Origin of the sequence: Streptomyces sp. NPDC049915, from assembly GCF_040656475.1 — a bacterium.
In the GTDB taxonomy this organism is placed as follows: Bacteria; Actinomycetota; Actinomycetes; order Streptomycetales; family Streptomycetaceae; genus Streptomyces.
Genome location: NZ_JBFAMH010000017.1, coordinates 97,617 through 117,816 on the forward strand (window position 1 = coordinate 97,617; position 20,200 = coordinate 117,816).

Sequence of the window (20,200 nt, forward strand, 5' to 3'; positions counted from 1 at the left end):
GGGGAACGGCGCGACCAGCCACAGCGAACTCGCAGACGAAAAACTGCCGAAGCGCCGCAGGCCCCCGCGCGCAACCACGCACGGGGGCCAGCACTTCACACATTCACGCAAGCGCGAGCGCCTCAGTACACGTGCACTCCATACGCACTGAGCGCCTCGGTCACCGGCTGGAAGAACGTCGTCCCACCGGAGGTGCAGTCACCGCTGCCCCCGGAGGTCAGCCCGTACGCCACCCCACCGGTGGAGTACAGCGGCCCGCCGGAGTCACCGGGCTCCGCGCAGACCGTGGTCTGGATGAGGCCGTAGACGACGTCGCCGCCGCCGTAGTTGACGGTCGCGTTGAGCGCGGTGACCCGCCCGCTGTGCGTGCCGGTGGTCGAACCGCGCCGGTAGACGGTCGTGCCGACCGACGGCGTGGCCGCGCTCTTGATGTCCACGCTGCCCACGGCGCCCGACTTGGTCACCGAGGAGTTCGTGTAGCGCACGATGCCGTAGTCGTTGCCGGGGAACGACGAACCGGCGGTGGAGCCGAGCGTGGTCGAGTGGGAGGAGTTCGACCACCAGGTGCCCGCGCCGTCGGTGCAGTGACCGGCGGTCAGGAAGTAGTAGTTGCCGCTGGAGTCCTGGACGTTGAAGCCCAGCGAGCATCGCCAGCTGCTCGCGTAGATGGCGTCGCCGCCGGAGATCAGCTTGTTGAACTTGCCCGGGGTGCGCTTGATGGTGAGCGCGCCGGAGTTGGCGCCGGCCTGCTCCTTGATCTTGGCTATCTCGGCCTGCGTCACCGTGCTGTCGGCGGTGACGACCACGCGGCCGCTCTTGCTGTCGACGGCCCAGGCGGTGCCCGGGATGTCGGCCTTCAGCACCGAGTCGCTCGCCTTGGTCAGCTGCGCGGCGCTGAAGGTGGTCGGGGCGTCGGACGCGTTCGCGCTGGGGATCGCGATCGCGGCGGCGGCCACGAGTCCGGTGGAGACGGCGATCAGCCGGGTCCGTCTCGGCAGGCCGCTGCGGGTGGTGCGCTTGATCCTCACGTGTCGTTCCCTCCATGGGAAGTCGGGGGCCCGCGTGGGGTCGGGGCCCGTGAGGCGCAGCCAGGGCCAGGACGCCCGGGATACCGGGCTTTCACATGCCCCTGACAAGCGCTGAGGGGGAGTATTCGGCCGAACGGCCGGTTGGCGCAAGAGTGCCTTTCGGCCGTCGCGTTTTGAACCACCTTTACCCGACGACCGGCTCCCCCGGGAGTCGAACCAGGCTCAACCGCCCGGCGGTCAGGCCGGGTTCGGACCGCGCGCCACGTTCCGCTCCCCCGCCCCCACCTCGACCCCGAGCGTGTTCCCCGGCGGCGGGAACGGGCAGAGGAAGTGGTCCGCGAAGGCGCACGGCGGCAGCTGGGCCCGGTTGAAGTCCACGACGGTCCGCCCCTGCGCGTCGGGCGCCGCCGCATACAGGAACCGGAAGCGGAAGCTGCTCACCCCGCTGGTGGCGTCGGCGAACACCGACCACAGCGTCCCGTCGTCCCGCACCGACACCCTCAGCGTCAGTTCCCGCCCGTCGAGGGCGAAGGCCAGCTCACCTCCCAACCCGAGCCCCCGCTCACATCCGTCGGCGTTCTCGACCCGCACGGTGCGGCTCTCGCCGTACGCCGTGAAGCGCGCCGGTACGACGAAGCGCCGATCGTGGGGCGTGGCGTCGATGCCGCGGAACCGCCGGCGCGCCTCGGCACCGGGGTCGAAGTCCCGCACTCCCCAGGCCTCTTCCCGCACCAGCACCACCAGCCGCCGCTCGCCGTGCCCGACCCGCGCGCCCGCGACCGCCCCCACGTCGGCACCGAGCCGCGCCTTTCCGCTGAACTGCTCCCCGTCCAGCGTCAGCCCGTCCCCGGCGCCGGCGGTGACCACGACCCCGCCGTCCCGCACGGCCCAGCGCCCGGGGATGTCCGGAAGTCGCCCCTCCGGATGGTCTTCCAGCCAGGGGGTGCCCCCAGGCCGTTCAGGCACTGGGGGAGGGTGCCGACGAGCGCCGGCGGCCCGTAGGGGCCCGACACCGCCTCGACACGGCGCTCGTGCCACCGCTTCCACTCGTCCACCGCGACCGGTGACACCTGATCCACCGCGACCGGCGGCACTTGATCCGTCATGTCCTCATCCCTTTCCCGCCGGGGCGCCGAGCCCCAGATGCGAGCGCAGCGTCGCGCCCTCGTATGCCGTACGGAACGCGCCGCGCTCCTGCAGCAGCGGCACGACCCGGTCCACGAACTCCTCGAGGCCGCCGCTCCCGAGCAGGAACCCGTCGGCGGCGCCCTCCCGCACGAACGCCTCCAGTTCGGCGGCCGATCGCCGCGCCCCCGTGGCCGTACCGTCGAACACGCCCCCGGCCGGCCCGGCGTCGGCGAGGATCCTCAGCTCCCCCGCCCTCCGCCCGTACCGCGCCAACCGTCGCTTGACGTCGGCGTACACGGCGCGCCCGGCCTCCACCGGGCCGTAGGACGTGACGAGCACGTCGGCGCGGGCGGCGGCGCATTCCCGCTGTTCCTCGCACTCCCCCGTCACGATCAGGACGGGCCGCCCCTGCGGGGAGGACGGCACCGCGAAGTCCGTCTCCGACACCTCCCGCACCGTGTCCACGTACGACGTCCCGCCGAACACGGGGTGCCAGCCGGCCCGTCCTCCGCTGAGCCCGTCCAGGGTGGCGAGGCGGCGGACCAGCTGGAAGGGCTCGACACCGGACACGTCAACGGTCGCGGCCAGCCCCGTGTGCGCGGTGACGGCCGCGAGCGCGTCGAGCAGGGTCACCGGCTCAGGCACCGGCGAACGCCGGCCCCTCACCAGGACGAAGTCGAACAGCCCCCGCTCGGCGGTCCGCGCCGGCCGCGCCAGCGCGGGAAACCCCCCGGGGCCGCCGGCACCGTCCACCCGCACCGCCAGATGCAGCCGCCGGCTCATCCCACGCTCCCGGCGTAACTGACGGCCACCGGCCGCGCGAGCCCGAGGTGCTCGCGCAGCGTCGCGCCCGGATAGAACGTGCGGAACAGCCCCCGGTGCTGCAGCACCGCCACCGTGCCGTTGACCAGCCGCTCCAGATCCCGGCGCGGCTCGACGGGCACGAAGTGGAAGCCGTCGACGGCCCCTTCCGCATGCCATACGGCGATCAGCTCGGCGAGGTCGACCGGCCCGCCGCGGTACAGCGGGCCCTGTGCGGTGGGCCGGGGTCCACCGCCCCCGTGGCCGGGCTCGGCGGCGCGCTCACCGTCGCCGAGATCGATCCGCAGGCTCGCCAGCACTCTCAGGTCGCGTGGATCACGGCCGTGTTCCGTGGCGAGCGCGGCCAGTTGACCGCGCAGCTCGGCGGCCTGCGCCGCGCTCACCGCCCGCACCAGGGCCACGTCGGCGTACCGGGCGGCCGCGACCCGGGCCGGCCGGTCGGTGGCGTCGACGAGTACCACGGGATGCCCCGCCGCACGACCCCCGAGGACCGCGTCGGCGGCGAGCAGACCGGCCCGTCCTCCGCTGACCCAGTCGAGGACCGTGACGGCGTCCGCCTCGCGGCCCGGGACGGTCAGCGCCGGTACCAGGCCGATCCGGCCGGTCTCGGGGGCCAGACGGGCCAGCACGCCCGCCGTGTCGAGGCCGGGTCCGGCGAAGCCGCCGTCCACGCTCACGAAGTCCAGCCCGCCGCGTTCGGCGAGGCGCGCCAGCTCGGCGTAGGCACCGGCGTCGTACACCCCCGGCTGGTCGATCGCGGCGCCGAGGTGCACAAGAGCGCCCATGCCGGAACTCCCCCGCACCCGCCTCACAGCACCTTCGACAGGAACGCCCGCGTGCGCTCGTGCCGTGGGGCGTCCAGCACCTCACCGGGCGGGCCCTGCTCGACGATGCGGCCGTCGGCCATGAAGACGACGGTGTCGGCGACCTCGCGGGCGAAGCCGATCTCGTGGGTGACGACGATCATCGTGGTGCCCTGGTGGGCCAGGTCCTTGATGACGTCGAGGACCTCGCCGACCAGCTCGGGGTCGAGGGCGGAGGTCGGCTCGTCGAACAGCAGCAGCCGCGGCTCCAGGGCGAGGGCGCGGGCGATGGCGACGCGCTGCTGCTGGCCGCCGGAGAGCCGGCGGGGGTAGGCGTCGGCCTTGTCGGCGAGCCCGACCCGGTCGAGCAGCCGGCGGGCCGTCTCCTCGGCCTCCTGCCGGGGGCGCCTGAGGGCGGCGACCGGCGCCTCGGTGACGTTCTCCAGGACGGTCAGGTGCGGGAAGAGGTTGAAGTTCTGGAAGACGAAGCCGATCCGGGTGCGCTGTTTGAGGATCTCGCGCTCGGGCAGCTCGTGCAGCCGGTCGCCGGAGCGGCGGTAGCCGACCAGCGCGCCGTCGACGCTGATCGCGCCCCGGTCGACCTTCTCCAGGTGGTTGATGGTGCGCAGCAGTGTGGACTTGCCGGAGCCGGAGGGGCCGAGAACGACGGTGACCTCGCCGGTGCGCACCTGCAGGTCGATGCCGTCGAGCACCTTCAGCGGGCCGAAGCTCTTGTGGACGGACTGGATGTCGACCATGACGCTCATGGGGGTTCCTTCGGTGTCGGAAAAGTCGGAAGGACCGGAAAGGGGTCAGGCGGCCGCGCACTCGGCGAGGGACCGCAGGAAGGCCAGCGCGGAGCGTGTGGTGGCGTCGTTCTGCCGGAACGCCGGCCCGCCCGTGCGGGGCCGGGTGAACGCGCCGGAGGAGCGGGCGTCGGTGTGGGGGCCGAGCGCGAAGCGGCGCGGGTGGGGCCGCCCGGCGCGGTCGAGGATCCGCCCGTCGGCGGGGTCGACGCGCAGCAGCCCGTCCGGGGTCTCGGCGGCCCCGTCGGCGTGCAGTTCGCGCAGCAGCGGATCGCGGCTGCGGCCGACGGTCGGTGCGGGCAGCCGTGCCTCGACCAGGGCCCGCGCCTCGATCCGCAGTCCGGGCACGGTGGGGCTGGACGCGCGGAACACCCCGTCCTCGGCGGCCACCGTCATGTCGGCGCCGACGAACCGGACGATCCCGGCGCGGGACAGCGCGAGCAACTGCCGCAGCCGCGGCCCCGGCGGGCCGGAGGCCAGGTAGCTGAAGAAGCCGTGCCACCAGGGCCCGACGTCGCCGAGCCGCACGAGCTGCCCGTACACCGAGAGCAGGGCGTAGAAGACGGCCAGGTCCGGGCTGTGCGCCGGGTCGTGCCGGCGCCGGAGGTCCTCCTCCACGGACGCCCGCAGTCCTTCCTGGAGGGCCTCGTGCGAGGCGTACCGCACACCGTCCAGCGGCCGGTCGAGGGCGGTGAGGTCGAGCCGGTCGCGTACGTCGGGCACGGCCGCGGCGACGAGGGCGTCCAGGTCGGCGCCGCCGGCCGCGGCGTACTTCTCCTCGAAGACGGCCCAGGACACGGCGGTGCGCTCGGGATGGGCGGTGAACAGGCGGTGGTAGTGCGCGAATCCGAGTTCCTTCGCCACCAGGGGCCATATGTCGCGCCGGAAGTCGTGGCCGCCCGGCCGGGCCCGCAGCTCGTCGATCTGCGCGGGCCCGAGGAAGCGCGGCAGCGGCGGCCGCACGCCGGTGAGGTCGTAGCCGATCTTCGCGTGGTACGGCACTCCGCGCCGCGACCCGACGTACAGCACCGGCTCGCGCCCGGACGGGACGTAGGTGTCGCCGTCGTAGCGGCCGCCGCGGCCCTCGGTGAGCAGCACCATCAGGTCGAAGAAGGCGAGCCCGAAGCCGCGCACCAGGACCCTCTCGCCGGGCGCGAGCGCGGACAGGTCGCTGTCGGCGGTGTAGTCCGGCGGCAGGTGCACCAGGCCGTGCCGGCGGGCGTAGGCGGTCAACGCGCGCTGTTCGTCGTCGGGTTCGGCGTCGAGATGGCCGACGGTGAGCACCACCAGGTCGGCGAGGAGGGGCCGGGGGCGGCCCTCGAGCCACACCTGCTGGCGGCCCTCGCGGGGGCCGCTGACGCGCAGGGCGCGGCGGCGGTGGTGGTGGACGGTGATCTCGGGGGGCAGCGCGGCCAGGGCCTGCTGGTGCACCCAGCTCAGGTAGGCCCCCTGCAGCCGCCGGCCGGCGAAGGTGCGGCCGTCGAGGCCGGCCCACTCGTGCAGGGTGGGGCCGGGGCGGACCGGGCCGGCCATGTCGACGGTGTCGTCGGTGAACATGGTGATGTCCGCGGCGTGCGAGTTCATCCACAGCAGGGGCGACTGCGCGGTGCGCCAGACGCGTCCGGCGCCCGGCGGGTACGGGTCGACGAGGTGGATGTCGAGGCCCGAACCGGCGTACAGCTCGGGGGCGTTGGCGGCGATCCGTTCGACGACACCGGTCCCCCGCGGACCGGCGCCGACGACGACCAGGGCGGGCCTCATCGCCGCGGCTCCGTTCCGCGCGCGTAACGCTTCTCGACGAAGGTCTGGCCGACGCCGAGGAGCGAGGTGACGACGGTGTACCAGAGGGTGGCGACCATCAGCAGCGGGATCACCTGGTAGGTGCGGTGGTAGATCAACTGCGCCGAGAACAGCAGGTCGTTGACGGCGATGACGCTGACGATGGAGGTGCCTTTGAGGGTGCCGATCAGCATGTTCCCGGCCGGCGGCACGATGGAGCGCATCGCCTGCGGCAGTACGATCCGCCACCAGCGGCGCCGGCGGCTCAGGCCGAGCGCCTGGGCGGCCTCGATCTGGCCGCGGTCGACGGCGAGGATGCCGCCGCGCACCACCTCGGCGGCGTACGCGGCCTCGTGCAGGGTCAGGCCGATGACCGCGACGGCGACCGGGCTGAGCAGGTCGACCGTCCGCACGCCGAGGATCTGCGGGTAGAGCGCCCCGATGTTGAACCACAGCAGCAGCTGCACCAGGATCGGGATGGACCGGAACAGCCAGACGTATCCCCAGCTCACCGCGCGCAGCACGGGGTTGGCGGACAGCCGGGCGGCGGCGAGCAGGGTGCCGAGCGCGAACCCGAGCACCATCACGGCGGCGGTCAGCCACAGGGTGAGCCACAGTCCGCGCAGCACGGACGCGGTGGTGAAGTACTCGGCGACGACGCCCCATTGGAAGGCGTCGTTGCGGGCGACGGAGGTGAGCGCGAGGGCGAGCAGGACCAGGACGACGACAGCGGCCGCCCACTGGCCGTAGCGGCGCCGGGGGACGATCCGGGGGATGGCGGCCGCTTCCGGTATGCCGGGGGCCGCGGGCAGTTTGGCGAGGGTGTCAGAAGACATGCGAAGGCTCCGTGACCAGAAAGGTCGAACACGGGTGGTGCCTTCACACGGGACGCGCCGAGCGGCGCGGTACGGCCGAGCCCCTCAGCAGGGCCGTCGCACGACTGTACGGGGCTGTTTCCCCTCGCTGTCAAGGATGTCCAGAGTATGAGCCGTACGTCTCAAGTCGGTTGACGCACAACCGGAGAGCTGTTCCACTTGGCCCATGCATCCGCAGTGGCTGGTCTCGCGCTCCCACATCGACTTCGGTCGCGTGTGGTCCTCTTCCTGTTGAGCTGACCCCCTGCGCGTCCCGCTGCCCTGATCCGGCGGGCGCTCTTTCGCGTTTCTCCCCGCGTTTCTCTCCGCGTCTCTTTCCGCATGCCTTCACACGCGCACCCCTCCCCTCGCGTCTTTTCACGCCCCTTCTGCTGCTCACAGGAGACCGCACACCATGCGTACGTCCACGCGTACCCGCTTGAGGCATTTCGCCCCGTTCACCCTGATCACCTCGGCCGCTCTGCTCCTCAGCGCGTGCGGTTCCGGCTCCGCCGGCTCGGCGAACGCGGCCGGCGCGGCTGCGGCGGCCGACACGCTCCCCACCACGGATGTCGTCTCCGGTGTCACCGAGGATCCGGCCGTGGCGAAGCTGCTGCCCGCGGGCGTCACCCGGCTCACGGTGGCCTTCAGCGTCAGCGGCAGACCGCCCGGCACCGCCTTCCTGGACGATGGCAAGACGCTGACCGGCCAGGACGTCGACTTCACCCGGGCCGTCGCCCGCGTGCTGGGCCTCGAACTGAAGGTCGAGCAGGCCGGGTTCGAGGCGATCCTGCCCGCGCTGGACAGCGGCAAGTACGACGTCGGCGCGAGCAACTTCGGCGTCACCGACGAGCGCCGCAGGACCATCGACTTCGTCACCTACATCAACGACGGGCAGGGCTTCGCCGCCCGCAAGGACAGCGACCTGCCGAAGATCACCGATCTGACGCAGCTGTGCGGCCTGAACGTCGCGACCGGCGCGGGCACGACGTTCGAGGCCACGCTCGAGAAGAACGAGCAGCGGTGCACCGAGGCCGGCAAGAAGCCCTACCGGGTGCAGACCTACAGCGAGGACAGCGCGCTGTGGTCGTCGGTGCAGCAGGGCCGCAGCGATGCCGTGATGTCCACCATCAATGGCCTGCGCTACGACGTCGCCCACCAGAGCGGACTGAAGTTCCTCGGCGAGTACCACCGTCTCGACGTCGGCTTCGCCTTCAAGAAGGGCACGAAGCTGGCGCCCGCCTTCCGGGCGGCGGTCGACAAATTGATCGCGGACGGCACGTACGAGGCGATCCTGAAGAAGTGGGGGACGACGGGCTCGGCGATCAAGGCGTCACAGATCTCGCCGCCCGAGCTGAGGAACTGACGGTCCGGCAACCCTCAGCAGTCACACCCGCAGTCACAGCAGTCGCACCCGTCCCCGCAGCAGTTGCAGCAGTCACAGCAGCCGCTGCAATCCCCGCAGTCGCTGCAGTCGCACTGCGAGCACAGCCCGTCCCTGCGCTCCCGGCTCCAGGGATCCTCGAACGTTCCGCAGCACATCTGGCACGTGCAGGCCAGCCCCATCCACACCGCGCAGCCCGCGAGCAGTCCGCGCCGGTCGCGGCGCGGCGGCCCGGGCGGCAACGGTGCGCCCGGGCCGCCGGGGGGCGCGTACGGCCCCGCGGCCTGCGGGGCGTGGGTGCAGCCGGCGGTGCCGAAGGCGCGGTCGACGGAGGCGCGCAGCTCATGCACGAGCAGCCGGTGCGCGAGAGCGGCGTCGCTGAACTCCACATCGCGCAGCGCGAGCCGGATGCCGTGCACGGCGTCGTCGGCGAGCCGGCGGGCATCGGCGAGGGAGGTGCCGGTGACCGTCAGCGGGTTCCAGGCGCCCGACTGCGCGTCGGCGTCCTGGTCCTCGACCGCGTCCAGCAGGTGGGCGAGCCGTCCGAAGAGCCGGCCGGCCTCGGCGAGCGGTGCGGCGTTGCCCGGGCGGCCGGCCAGCACGGCCGTGTGCGCGAAGGCGGCCGCGGTGGCCGTCTCGGTGGGTTCGGTGACGGCCAGGATCGGTGTGCCCGGACCGGCCAGCACTTCCAGGCCGGTCTGCCGGTCGACGGCGTCGACGAGGACGGCGGTGTCGAAACCGACGGCGGCGCCGCCGCGTTCCCCGGCCCGCGCCCACCCTGCGGCGACCCGGCGGGCGGCGAGCGCCACGGGCCGCCGGGCCAGCAGCCCGTCACGGTCGGCGACATGGTCGTGCACCTTGGCGGCGGCGAGGACCAGCGACACGGCGGCGGCCAGCCGCGCACCCTCACCCTGAGCGACGGAGGCGGTCCGCATGCCGCGCAGCGGACACGGTCCTGCCGTACGCCATCCACCTGGGATCTTCCCGGCCTGAGCCTCCGTCAGAACCGATATGAGCAGCCCGTCATAGTTCGTCACGATGCGGGCGAACTGTCCGTGGTCCTTGCGCAGCGCGAGACACAGCCCGCACAGATGGGCCGTCCACTGGACACCCAGGGCCTCACCGAGCCGATGCCTGCAGGGCCTGACGATTCCGAACACCACGCGCCCCCGTTCACCCATACGCCCCGCCCGTCACCCGGACGCCGGGGAGAATCATATTTCACTCACAGTCAGCAGCCGTTTGGGGCGCGCCCCTTGGGAAACACGGGCTCTCGACGGATCGGCTGTGCACCAGTACCGTCACAAACCCCCCGCACGGCGTCTATCCACTTGGCGCGACATCCGCATCATGGACGACCATGGGGAATGCGGAAGGCAAGACAAGGCCGCTGTGAGAGGAGGCGTCCATGGGATCGGTGCGCAAGGCGAGTGCGTGGCTCGGCCTCGTCGACGACAACGATGACGAGCGCTACTACGACGACGACTACACCGAGGGGACCGAGTCCGGGGACGCCTGGGTCACCGACCCCCGGGTGAAGGTGGCAACGGACACGGCCGAGGACAAGGGCCGCCGGATCGGCACGGTGACCCCGGACAGCTTCCGGGACGCCCGCGCGATCGGCGAGCTGTTCCGTGAGGGAGTCCCGGTCATCATGAACCTCACGGCCATGGAGCCCACCGACGCCAAGCGCGTGGTGGACTTCGCGGCGGGGCTCATCTTCGGGCTGCGCGGCTCGATCGACCGGATCTCCACGCGCGTGTTCCTGCTGTCCCCGGCCGACACGGAGATCATCTGCGGCGAGCCGGCCGCACACCGTTCGGACGGTTTCTTCAACCAGAGCTGAGGCGGGGCCGCTCACCGGCCCCGCCCTGCTCGGGGTCCGTCACCGGAACGCGTCGAGTCCGGTGAGCGCCTTGCCCAGCACCAGCTGGTGCATCTCGACGGTGCCCTCATAGGTGAGCACCGACTCCAGGTTGGTCGCGTGCCGCATCACGGGGTACTCCAGCGAGATCCCGTTCGCGCCGAGGATGGTGCGCGCGGTACGGCAGATCTCGATCGCTTCCCGTACGTTGTTGAGCTTGCCGAAGCTGACCTGCTCGGGACGCAGGCGGCCGGCGTCCATGCGCCGCCCGAGGTGATGGGCGAGCAGAATCCCCTTGTGCAGCTCGACCGCCATGTCGGCGAGCTTGGCCTGCGTGAGCTGGAAGCCGCCGATGGGCCGGCCGAACTGCTCGCGCGTCTTCGCGTACTCCAGTGCGGCCTCGAACGAGGACCGGGCCGCGCCCATGGCCCCCCAGACGATCCCGTAACGGGCGTGGGACAGACAGCTCAGCGGTCCGCGCAGCCCGGTGACCTCCGGCAGCACCGCGTCGGCCGGCAGCCGTACGTCGTCCAGCACCAGCTCGCTGGTGACGCTCGCCCGCAGCGACCACTTGTGCTTGATCTCGGGGGCGGAGAAGCCGGGGGTTCCGGTGGGCACGACGAACCCGCGGATGCCGTCCTCGGTCTGCGCCCATACGACGGCCACACCGGCGACGGAGCCGTTGGTGATCCACATCTTGCGGCCGTTGAGCACCCAGTCCGTGCCGTCGCGCTTGGCGTGCGTCCGCATGGAGGCGGGGTCGGAGCCGTGGTCGGGCTCGGTCAGCCCGAAGCAGCCGATGACCTCACCGGCGGCCATGCGCGGCAGCCAGGTCTGCTTCTGCTCCTCGCTGCCGAAGCGGTGGATGGCGTACATAGCGAGCGAGCCCTGCACCGAGACCAGGGACCGGATGCCGGAGTCGGCGGCCTCCAGTTCCAGGCAGGCGAGGCCGTACTGCACCGCGGAGGCGCCGGCGCAGCCGTAGCCCTCCAGGGACATGCCGAGCGCGCCGATCCCGCCGAGTTCCCTCGCCAGCTCGCGGATGCCGGGCAGCTCCCCCTTCTCGTACCACTCGGCGATGTGGGGCAGCACGCGGTCCGCCGCCCAGCTGCGGACGGTGTCCCTGATGGCCAGATCCTCGGGTTGAAGAAGGTCGTCGATCCCCAGGGGATCGGTGGGGTCAAAGGACATGGCACATCCTCCGGCGAACGCGAAAACTAGCACCGCTAGTTACGATTGGTGCCGCTGACGTTACGACGCGGTGTCCCGTACGTCCAGTCCCAGGGTGCGTCGGCGCGGTCTCACGCCGAGACGCGCGACCTCTGCGCCTCGCGGGGCGCCGGCAGCTCCACCGGCTCCGGCTCGCCGCACTGCATCACGCGCGGCAGCCGCAGCGCCATCACCGCGCCCAACAGCAACAGGCCCGCGCTCACCAGCAGCGTCACGTGCAGCCCGTGAACGAAGGACGCCCGCGCCGCAGCGCGCAGCGCGTCCCCGGCCGTCCCGCCGAGCCGGCCGGCGACCTCGTAGGCCTCCCCGAGCGAGTGCCCGGCCGCCGCCGAGGCCGGCGTCGGCACGCCCGGCACGTCCGCGAGCCCGGGCGAGTACGCGGCGTTCATCACACTGCCCAGCAGCGCGATCCCGATCCCGGCCCCCAGCTGGTACGACGTCTCACCGATCGCCGCCGCGCCGCCCGACTGCTCGGCCGGCGCCTCGCTCAGCATCGACTCGTACGCCCCGAAGAGCGTCGTCTCCAGTCCGAAGCCGAGCAGGACGAAGCCCGCCAGCAGCAGGGGCACGTTGTCGGTCGCGCCCATCGCCGTGAGCGCCACCACCGCGGCCGCGGTCAGACAGAACCCGGCGCACACCATCCGGCGCGGACCGAACCGGCGCAGCATCCGCGCCCCGAGCAGCCCGGCCGCCATCGCCGCGAAGGTCAGCGGCAGCAGTCGCAGCCCTGTCTGCAACGGCGACAGACCGAGCACCAGCTGCAGATACTGCGCCGCGATCAGCTCGAGGCCGACCAGGGCGAGCATCGCCAGCACGATGCATCCGACGGAGGTGCTGAACGCCGGCCGGGCGAACATCCCGAGGTCCACCAGCGGATACCGGCGCCGCCTCTGCCGTCGCACGAAGAGGACCAGCAGGACCGCGCCGACGGCCAGGGGCAGCACCGTGAGCGCGCTGCCCGCCGGCTCCCCGCCGCCCAGCCGCTTGACGCCGAACACCGCGCCGAAGAGTCCGGCCGCGGCCATCAGGGCGCCGACGACGTCCCAGGGGCCGTCGTCCCCTCCGGTCGACTCGGGCAGCAGCAGCCGGCCCACCGGCAGGCTGATCAGCATCAGAGGGATGTTGACGAGGAAGACCGATCCCCACCAGAAGTGCTCCAGCAGGAAGCCGCCGAGCAGCGGGCCGACGGCCGCGCCGACCGCGGCGACGGCGCTCCACACGCCGATCGCGAGGGCCCGCTCGCGCCGGTCGGGGAAGACCTGCCGCAGGATCGACAGCGTCGCGGGCATGATCATCGCGCCGCCCACGCCGAGGAGGGCCCGCGCCAGGATCAGCACCTGCGCGTTCGGAGCGAAGGCCGCGAGCGCCGAGGCCACGCCGAAGAGGGCGTAACCGAGCAGCAGAACGCGTCTGCGGCCGACCTTGTCGCCGAGCGTGCCGAACAGGATCAGCAGCGAGGCGCAGACGAGGGGGTAGGTGTCGACGATCCAGAGCAGCTCGATGGCGCCGGGCCTCAGGTCCTCGGTGACGGCGGGCACCGCCACGTGCAGGACGGTGGCGTCGACGGCGACGAGCAGCAGGCTGGCGCACAGGACGACGAGAACGACCCAGCGGTTGGCACCGGCCCCGGCCGCCCGACGGCGCAGCGCGGCGGCCGTGGTCGTCCCGGACATGTACGTACCTCCCAGATGAACCTCACGCCCGGCGGGCTCGTGGGGGTGGGGACTCCCCCGCGACTCGGCCGGAGAGAAGCGGTCGTCTCCGGCCCGCGCAGCGAACGCGAGTGACACGTCAGCGTACGCGCATTCGCTCGCCGCTCGCGTGGCGGACGTCTCACCGGTTCCGGTGAACCCATGTGGCGTACGCCACTCCCTCCGCGGGTTCGCCGGCCGGCCCCCGCCCGGCCGCGATCACGCTGCGACGCGAGCAGGCGGCGAAATCCGGGCGGTCGCGCGGTGAACGCATTCGGACAGGCCATAAAACCCGCTCCGGAATGATCAAAGGAATTGCAGGGCGCGACGTTGTCCGATTACGGATTCACAGGAATTGAACCCACTGTTGAGAGGAATCCCACATCACATCGTCATCACAAAGCCGTGGATTCGCAGGGGTTGACAGCTCACTCGCTGTAACGTCGATTGGGTGCGTATCGAACCGAACCTCACCCGTCTGGACCGGGTGTTCACCAGACTGGACCGGGAGCCGGAACGACCGGCCCACATCGACGTACCGCGGATGACGCGGCACAGGGTCGTGCTGTTCGGCTCGACCCTGGCCTTCTACGCGGCGATCGTGTGGCTGGTGGTGACCACTTCGTGGCTGGTCCGGCTGGACTGGCAGGTCATGTTCTTCCGGCCCTACCAGCAGTGGGCGCAGATCCACTGGTTCGTCGACTACTACGTGGTGCTCGGCCAGCGTGGCCCCACCGCCGTGATGGTCGCCGCCTGGCTGGGCTGGCGCTCCTGGCGGCAGCACACGGTGCGCCCCCTGCTGACGCTGGGGGCGTCTCTGCTGTTGCTGAACATCACGGTGGGCGCGGCGAAGATCGGCATGGGCCGGCTCGGCCCGCACTACGCGACCGTCATCGGATCGAACGAGATGGGTCTCGGCGGCGATATATTTCCCAGCGGCCACACCGCCAACGCCGTCGTGACCTGGGGAATCCTGGCCTACCTGGCCTCCACCCCGAGGGCCAGGCGCTGGCTGTCCGCGCTGTCGGCCATGACCGCGCTGGGCGTGGGCCTGTCCACGGTCTACCTCGGTACGCACTGGCTGAGCGATGTGCTCCTCGGCTGGGCGGCGGGCCTGCTGGTCCTGCTCGCGCTGCCGTGGTGCGAGCCGCTGATCGCCCGCGCCGAGACCGGGATCTTCGACCTGCGCGACCGCCTGCGCGACCGCCGCACCGGTACGGCGCCGGCCCCGGCCGCCCCGGTCACGGCGCCGGTGCTGGTCCCCTCGCTCCCCTCGACGCAGGACGAGGCCCCCGCGGGCCGCGCGGCGGCCACCACGGGCCGCGCCCCGAGAGCGCCCGCCTATCTGGCCCCGGGCCCGCACACCACCCGCGCGGAACGCACCCCGGTCACCCCGGCCGGCAGCCGCCGCCCGCCGCACCCGGACCGCGTCGCGCGCGGCACGAGCCCGGCGGCCCGCCCCGCGGGCAGCTGAACGCCACACGGCGGACCGGTACGCACACACCCCGCCGCGCACGTCGAAGGCCCCGGTTCCGGGCAGGAACCGGGGCCTTCGTCGTCTCCCGGGCGGCTCAGCCCTTCCAGGCGCGGGCCACCCGGCCGTCCCTGACCTCGAAGTTCAGCCGGCCCACGCGGTACTCCATGGTGATGACCGCCCCGGGCGGCAGGGAGCGCACCGTCGACCACCCGCGCTCGCGCGCGAGGCGCTCGGCCCGCTCGGCGTCGAGGCCGACGTAACCCTCGGGACTGTCCTGGGGCTCCCCCGACGGGGAGGGAATGGGTGCCATACCGCCACGCTAGGCGGTGTCACGCTTGTGTCACAAGATCACACCGTTCTGCTTGATCGCGTCCAGTCATGCCGGGGGCGGTCCAGCGACCTTCATTACGTCTTCCGGGTGCATTCCAGCGCCATTCGCGCGAGCCGAACCGGCCCTATCGGGCACCTGCCGGAAAATGCCCCGGCCCAGCCCCGCGGGCCGCGCTTTCCGCACCGATTTCCCGAATGCCGTACGCATCGGCGTCCCATGGGAAATCCACGGTTCCCCCACATAATCTCCCTACGCCCCCTGTCGGAGCGCACCGCGGCGTGCGCATCATGGCCTCGGCCCGCGCGCAGCTTGCGCCGCGGGCTTGCAGCGGACCCGGGACGCGACAAGCGAAGGGGCGAGCGGACGATGGGACTGCAGACCGTACGGGCGGCGGCACGGCCCAGGCGGAGCGAGCGGCGCGGCCGGGTGGTCGTGGACTGGCTGACCACCACCGACCACAAGAAGATCGGCCACCTCTATCTGATCACGTCGTTCGTGTTCTTCCTCATCGGCGGGATCATGGCGCTGCTGATGCGCGCGGAGCTGGCCCGGCCCGGCCTGCAGATCGTCGACAACCACCAGTTCAACCAGCTCTTCACGCTGCACGGCACGATCATGCTGCTGCTCTTCGCCACCCCCAGCTTCGCGGGGTTCGCCAACGAGCTGGTGCCGCTGCAGATCGGCTCGCCCGACGTGGCCTTCCCGCGGCTGAACATGCTCTCGTACTGGCTGTTCCTGTTCGGCGGGCTCATCGTGCTCAGCTCGCTGGTGGTGCCGGACGGGCCGGCCGCGTTCGGCTGGTTCGCCTACGCGCCGCTCAACGACGCGGTGCACTCCCCCGGCCTCGGACCCGATCTGTGGATCATGGGGCTCGCGCTGTCCGGCTTCGGCACGATCCTCGGCGCGGTCAACTTCATCACCACCATCGTCGGGATGCGCGCCCCGGGCATGACGATGTTCCGGATGCCGATCTTCACCTGGAACACCCTGCTGACGTCGATCCTGATCCTGATGGCGTTCCCGGTGCTGGCGGCCGCGCTGCTGGTGCTGGAGGCGGACCGGCGCTTCGGCAGCCATGTCTTCGACGCGGCCAACGGCGGCGCGCTGCTGTGGCAGCACCTGTTCTGGTTCTTCGGCCATCCCGAGGTGTACATCATCGCGCTGCCGTTCTTCGGCATCATCACCGAGATCATCCCGGTCTTCAGCCGTAAACCGATCTTCGGTTATCTCACGCTGGTCGGTGCGACGATCTCGATCACCGGGCTTTCGGTGGTGGTGTGGGCGCACCACATGTTCGCCACGGGCGCGGTGCTGCTGCCGTTCTTCTCCTTCATGTCGTTCCTGATCGCGGTGCCGACGGGGGTGAAGTTCTTCAACTGGACCGGCACCATGATCAAGGGCTCTCTGTCCTTCGAGACGCCCATGCTGTGGGCGACCGGTTTTCTGGTGACGTTCCTGTTCGGCGGACTGACCGGGGTGATCCTGGCCTCCCCGCCGATGGACTTCCACGTCACGGACTCCTACTTCGTCGTCGCGCACTTCCATTACGTCGTCTTCGGCACGGTCGTCTTCGCGATCTTCGGCGGGCTGTACTTCTGGTGGCCGAAGTTCACCGGCAAGATGCTCGACGAACGGCTCGGCAAGATCCAGTTCTGGACGCTCTTCACCGGCTTCCACACCACGTTTCTGGTGCAGCACTGGCTGGGCGCGGAGGGTATGCCGCGCCGCTACCCGGACTATCTGGCCGCCGACGGTTTCACCGCGCTGAACACCGTCTCCACGATCGGCGCGTTCGTGCTCGGCCTGTCCACGCTGCCGTTCCTGTACAACGTCTGGAAGACCGCCAAGTACGGCGAGAAGGTCGACGTCGACGACCCCTGGGGCTACGGCCGCTCGCTGGAGTGGGCGACCTCCTGCCCGCCCCCGCGGCACAACTTCACCGCGCTGCCGCGGATCCGCTCGGAGTCCCCGGCGTTCGACCTGCACCATCCGGAATTCGCGGCGCTGACCCCGCAGCCCGAGCCAGAGCGGCATCAAGCCGGTCCCGAGCCGTCCTGATCGCGTCCACCAGCCCGGCCGGCTCGATCACCTCGAAGGGGAAGCCGAGCATCATCACGTGGATCACCATCACGTCCAGGCTCCCGGCACCGGTGCGCAGCAGGCAGGCGCCGGGGCCGTCCGGCTCGAGCGTCCCGGCGGACGGTGAGACGCGCTCGGCGGCCTCGGCGAGGGGCACCAGCAGCCGGACGGTGGCGTGGGTGGCGTACGCGCGCGTGGAGACGCCCTTCGAGACGTACGCGGCGAGGTCGTCGGCGGGCGGGGTGCGCGGCGTGAAGCGCGGGCCGTGCGGCGGCTTGGGGGTGATGCGGTCGACGCGGAAGGTGCGCCAGTCGGCGCGTTCCACGTCCCAGGCGACCAGGTACCAGCGGCGCTCGGTGCACACCAGGCGGTGCGGTTCGACGGTACGGCGGCTGGTGGCGCCGTCGTGTGTGCGGTACTCGAAGCGCAGCCGCTCGCTGTCCCGGCACAGGTGGGCCAGCTCCGTGAGCAGGGCCGGGTCGACGGGGGCCGTCGGCGGGCCGGGACGCAGCATCGGCACCGTGAAGGCGTTCAGCGCGCTCACCCGGTGGCGCAGCCGGCCCGGAAGCACCTGCTCCAGCTTGGCCAGGGCCCGTACCGAGGTCTCCCCGATGCCCTCGATGCCCTGCCCGGCGGCGGTGCGCAGGCCGACCGCCACGGCGACCGCCTCGTCGTCGTCCAGCAGCAGCGGCGGCAGTTCGGCGCCGGCGCCCAGCTGGTAGCCGCCGCCGGTGCCGGGGCTGGCGTTGACGGGATAGCCCAGCTCGCGCAGCCGGTCGACGTCCCGGCGCACGGTTCGCGGGCTGACACCGAGCCGTTCGGCGAGGTCCGGGCCGGACCACTCGCGGTGGGCCTGGAGCAGGGACAGCAGGCGCAGCAGTCGTGCGGAGGTCTCCAGCATGGCGCCGAGTCTGCCAGGGCTTGCGGACAGGCTGTGTCCGCGAAGACCCGGCCGCAGGGGGTCACGGTGTGTAGGGAAGCTGCGGCACCACGAAGCAGGTGCGGTTCATGTCGCCCTGGGTCACCCAGCCCTTGCCGTCCTGCCAGCGGGCCACCGACAGACAGGTGCGGCGGTCCTTCGGCGGCTGCGGCAGCCGCGCGAACTCGACGGGGAGCAGCAGACCGCGGGCGGTGTACCCGTTGCCGTGACGGTTCATCCAGGCGTCCACGCACGCGCGCGTGACGTCCTGTTGCGCGCAGGAGCGGGCGGCGTCGGTGAACCACATGGCCGCCGCCCAGCCCTCCAGCTGCCACTGGGAGTGCGCCGGGAGTCCCGCGGTGGCGTCCCGGAACTCCCGTACCGCGCTGTTGCCGGTGTCCTGGTGGTTGCGGCTGGCGCCGGTCGCCCACAGGGCGTTGCGGCAGCGCGGGGCGTCCTTGTAGTCCTGCGGGACGGTGGAGGTCCAGTTCTGCACGTTGGTCACCTTGGCGGTGACGTGCGCGCCGACCTCGTCCATCGCCCGGCACAGCTGGGCGTTGCCGTGGGTGTCGATCGCGTCGAAGACCAGGTCGGTGCCCTGCTGTTTCAGGTCGGCGGCGACGGCGCGGAAGTTGGGCAGCGCGAAGTCGACCTCCTCGGTGACCACCCGGTACCCCTCGGCCTTGAGCCCGCGCTCCACGAGCCGGGCGTAGGCGGCGGACGCCGACTGGTTGTACGACACGACGGCGGCCGTGCGGGCGCCGTGCTCGCGCTCGAAGTACCGGTAGACCTCCGTGCCGCCGTACAGCTTCCCGCCCCAGCCCGGCGTGCCGTCGCGTGGCGCGAGGCTGCCGTAGATGCCGTACAGGTGCGGCCAGGTGTCGTAGGCGGCGCCGATGGGCTGTCCGCCGATGTCGGGCACGCCCGCGTGGGAGACGCGCGGTGCGCCCGCGTAGTCGAGGGCGGTGGTGGCGACCAGGGCGACGACCTTGTCCTCGTCGATGAGCTGGTGCACGCACGCGTTGTTGCCGATGCCGCTGCCGCCGTCGTCGCACAGGTGCACCTCGACGCGCCGGCCGGCGATGCCGCCGCGTGCGTCGAGCCGGTCGAAGTAGGCCTTGGCGCCGTCGCGCGGCCCGGTGAAGGTGCTCCCGCCGACCGGGCTGGTGGCACTGGTGATGATGCCGACCCGGATCGGCGCACCCGCGCTCGGCGCGGGCGTGGACGCGCGTGTGCCCTGCTCGAAGTCGCGCTCCGGCAGCCGGCTGCCGCACGCCGCGCACAGGATGAGCAGCAGCACAGCGGCGGCCGCCCCGGCCGTGCGGCCGGCGGGGCCAGGCCCTGTCGTTCGGATCATCCCGGCGTCGCGGGGCCTAGCACCCCGGGATCGCCGGCGCGGACGCATTGCCGCTCAGCTTGACGAGCGCGCACAGCGTGCTGTCGGAGACCTTCCACTTTCCGTCCTGCTGGACCGAGATGCCGGCCGCGTTCGGCAGGGCGGTTGCGCCCTGGACGACGAGGTCGTACGTGACGGCCGCCCTGGTCGGCGAGGTGAACGTCACCTTCGTCACCTTCGCCTGCGCCTGCCGGCCGCGCTGGTCGCTGCTGAAGGCCTGCAGGACGGGGGCCATGCGGTCACCGTTCTCCAGGACGGCCTGCTTGTCCTTGAGCGGTGTCGTCGGCGCGAAGAACGTCTGCCAGTTCTGCTTGATCTCCTGCTGTGCCGCGGCCGGGTCCGCGGGTGCCATGGGCGCGGCGCTGGTCGTCCGCTGCGCCGAGGGCGTGGCGCTCCCGCCTCCGCCGTTGTTGTCACTGCACGCCGCGAGGGCCGGGGCGAGAATGAGAACGAGAGCGGCCGCCACTGCCGTACTCCGTCCCGTCGCCCCTGGGCCGCGCCCCTTGTCTGCCGTCCCCCGCCTGAGGTCGCTTCCCAGAACCATCTGGCTCACCACCGGGTGTCGGTCCGGGCGATGGGCGCCCGGTGCTTTCAGGGTCGGCGCACAAC

The 20,200-nt window shown here is 72.0% G+C and carries 16 protein-coding genes and 2 pseudogenes; 4 read left to right on the forward strand and 14 right to left on the reverse strand.

Annotation, left to right across the window (positions count from 1 at the left end; translation table 11 throughout):
• Nucleotides 1-122: 122 nt before the first annotated feature.
• From AB0J12_RS26440 to AB0J12_RS26470, 7 genes and pseudogenes are all read right to left on the reverse strand, one after another.
• Nucleotides 123-1,028 carry a S1 family peptidase gene (locus AB0J12_RS26440; protein ID WP_363266902.1) on the reverse strand — a complete coding sequence of 302 codons (906 nt, stop codon included), beginning with the start codon at nt 1,026-1,028 and terminating at the stop codon, nt 123-125.
• A 237-nt stretch (nt 1,029-1,265) separates the two neighbouring features.
• A pseudogene (locus AB0J12_RS26445) lies at nt 1,266-2,134 on the reverse strand (DUF1684 domain-containing protein).
• Nucleotides 2,135-2,138: 4 nt separating this feature from the next.
• A complete protein-coding gene (locus AB0J12_RS26450; RefSeq protein WP_363266903.1) occupies nt 2,139-2,939 on the reverse strand; it encodes an LLM class flavin-dependent oxidoreductase in 801 nt (266 codons plus the stop codon).
• Nucleotides 2,936-3,763, reverse strand: coding sequence for an FMNH2-dependent monooxygenase (locus AB0J12_RS26455; RefSeq protein WP_363266904.1), 828 nt, complete (start codon nt 3,761-3,763; stop codon nt 2,936-2,938). Before AB0J12_RS26455 ends, AB0J12_RS26450 begins: the two co-directional genes overlap by 4 nt.
• Nucleotides 3,764-3,786: 23 nt before the next feature.
• Nucleotides 3,787-4,548: an amino acid ABC transporter ATP-binding protein gene (locus AB0J12_RS26460; protein ID WP_363266905.1), complete on the reverse strand. Its 762-nt coding sequence runs from the start codon at nt 4,546-4,548 to the stop codon at nt 3,787-3,789.
• A gap of 45 nt (nt 4,549-4,593) precedes the next feature.
• Nucleotides 4,594-6,348: an FAD/NAD(P)-binding protein gene (locus AB0J12_RS26465; RefSeq protein ID WP_363266906.1), complete on the reverse strand. Its 1,755-nt coding sequence runs from the start codon at nt 6,346-6,348 to the stop codon at nt 4,594-4,596.
• Nucleotides 6,345-7,202: an amino acid ABC transporter permease gene (locus AB0J12_RS26470; protein WP_363266907.1), complete on the reverse strand. Its 858-nt coding sequence runs from the start codon at nt 7,200-7,202 to the stop codon at nt 6,345-6,347. The genes AB0J12_RS26465 and AB0J12_RS26470 overlap by 4 nt, the downstream gene beginning before the upstream one ends.
• A 433-nt stretch (nt 7,203-7,635) precedes the next feature.
• Here AB0J12_RS26470 and AB0J12_RS26475 point away from each other — a divergent pair, with 433 nt between their 5' ends.
• Complete coding sequence (locus tag AB0J12_RS26475; protein WP_363266908.1) at nt 7,636-8,586, forward strand: ABC transporter substrate-binding protein; 951 nt, start codon at nt 7,636-7,638, stop codon at nt 8,584-8,586.
• A gap of 14 nt (nt 8,587-8,600) precedes the next feature.
• On the opposite strand, the gene AB0J12_RS26480 is transcribed toward AB0J12_RS26475, so the two are convergent.
• On the reverse strand, nt 8,601-9,764 hold the full coding sequence (locus AB0J12_RS26480; RefSeq protein ID WP_363266954.1) for a DUF5685 family protein: 1,164 nt from the start codon (nt 9,762-9,764) through the stop codon (nt 8,601-8,603).
• A 248-nt stretch (nt 9,765-10,012) separates the two neighbouring features.
• Between AB0J12_RS26480 and AB0J12_RS26485 the strand changes: the two genes are divergently transcribed.
• Complete coding sequence (locus AB0J12_RS26485; protein ID WP_363266909.1) at nt 10,013-10,450, forward strand: cell division protein SepF; 438 nt, start codon at nt 10,013-10,015, stop codon at nt 10,448-10,450.
• A 39-nt stretch (nt 10,451-10,489) separates the two neighbouring features.
• On the opposite strand, the gene AB0J12_RS26490 is transcribed toward AB0J12_RS26485, so the two are convergent.
• Both AB0J12_RS26490 and AB0J12_RS26495 read right to left on the reverse strand, forming a co-directional pair.
• Entirely contained in the window at nt 10,490-11,659 is a 1,170-nt protein-coding gene (locus AB0J12_RS26490; protein ID WP_363266910.1) for an acyl-CoA dehydrogenase family protein, read from the reverse strand.
• Between the two features lie 110 nt (nt 11,660-11,769).
• Complete coding sequence (locus AB0J12_RS26495; protein WP_363266911.1) at nt 11,770-13,371, reverse strand: MFS transporter; 1,602 nt, start codon at nt 13,369-13,371, stop codon at nt 11,770-11,772.
• Nucleotides 13,372-13,840: 469 nt separating this feature from the next.
• On the opposite strand from AB0J12_RS26495, the gene AB0J12_RS26500 reads away from it, so the two are divergent.
• Nucleotides 13,841-14,863, forward strand: coding sequence for a phosphatase PAP2 family protein (locus AB0J12_RS26500; RefSeq protein WP_363266912.1), 1,023 nt, complete (start codon nt 13,841-13,843; stop codon nt 14,861-14,863).
• A 97-nt stretch (nt 14,864-14,960) separates the two neighbouring features.
• Here AB0J12_RS26500 and AB0J12_RS26505 read toward each other — a convergent pair whose 3' ends face one another.
• Nucleotides 14,961-15,176 (reverse strand): I78 family peptidase inhibitor, encoded by a 216-nt coding sequence (locus AB0J12_RS26505; protein ID WP_363266913.1) that lies wholly within the window; start codon nt 15,174-15,176, stop codon nt 14,961-14,963.
• 387 nt (nt 15,177-15,563) lie between these two features.
• On the opposite strand from AB0J12_RS26505, the pseudogene ctaD reads away from it, so the two are divergent.
• Nucleotides 15,564-17,090 (forward strand): annotated as a pseudogene (ctaD, locus tag AB0J12_RS26510) (cytochrome c oxidase subunit I); the annotation flags it as partial.
• A 43-nt stretch (nt 17,091-17,133) separates the two neighbouring features.
• Here ctaD and AB0J12_RS26515 read toward each other — a convergent pair.
• From AB0J12_RS26515 to AB0J12_RS26525, 3 genes are all read right to left on the reverse strand, one after another.
• Nucleotides 17,134-18,177, reverse strand: a complete 1,044-nt coding sequence (locus tag AB0J12_RS26515) for a YafY family protein (RefSeq protein ID WP_363266914.1) — start codon at nt 18,175-18,177, stop codon at nt 17,134-17,136.
• 61 nt (nt 18,178-18,238) lie between these two features.
• Nucleotides 18,239-19,552, reverse strand: a complete 1,314-nt coding sequence (locus tag AB0J12_RS26520) for an ABC transporter substrate-binding protein (RefSeq protein ID WP_363266915.1) — start codon at nt 19,550-19,552, stop codon at nt 18,239-18,241.
• A gap of 16 nt (nt 19,553-19,568) precedes the next feature.
• Nucleotides 19,569-20,135: a hypothetical protein gene (locus AB0J12_RS26525; protein ID WP_363266916.1), complete on the reverse strand. Its 567-nt coding sequence runs from the start codon at nt 20,133-20,135 to the stop codon at nt 19,569-19,571.
• Nucleotides 20,136-20,200: the final 65 nt, after the last annotated feature.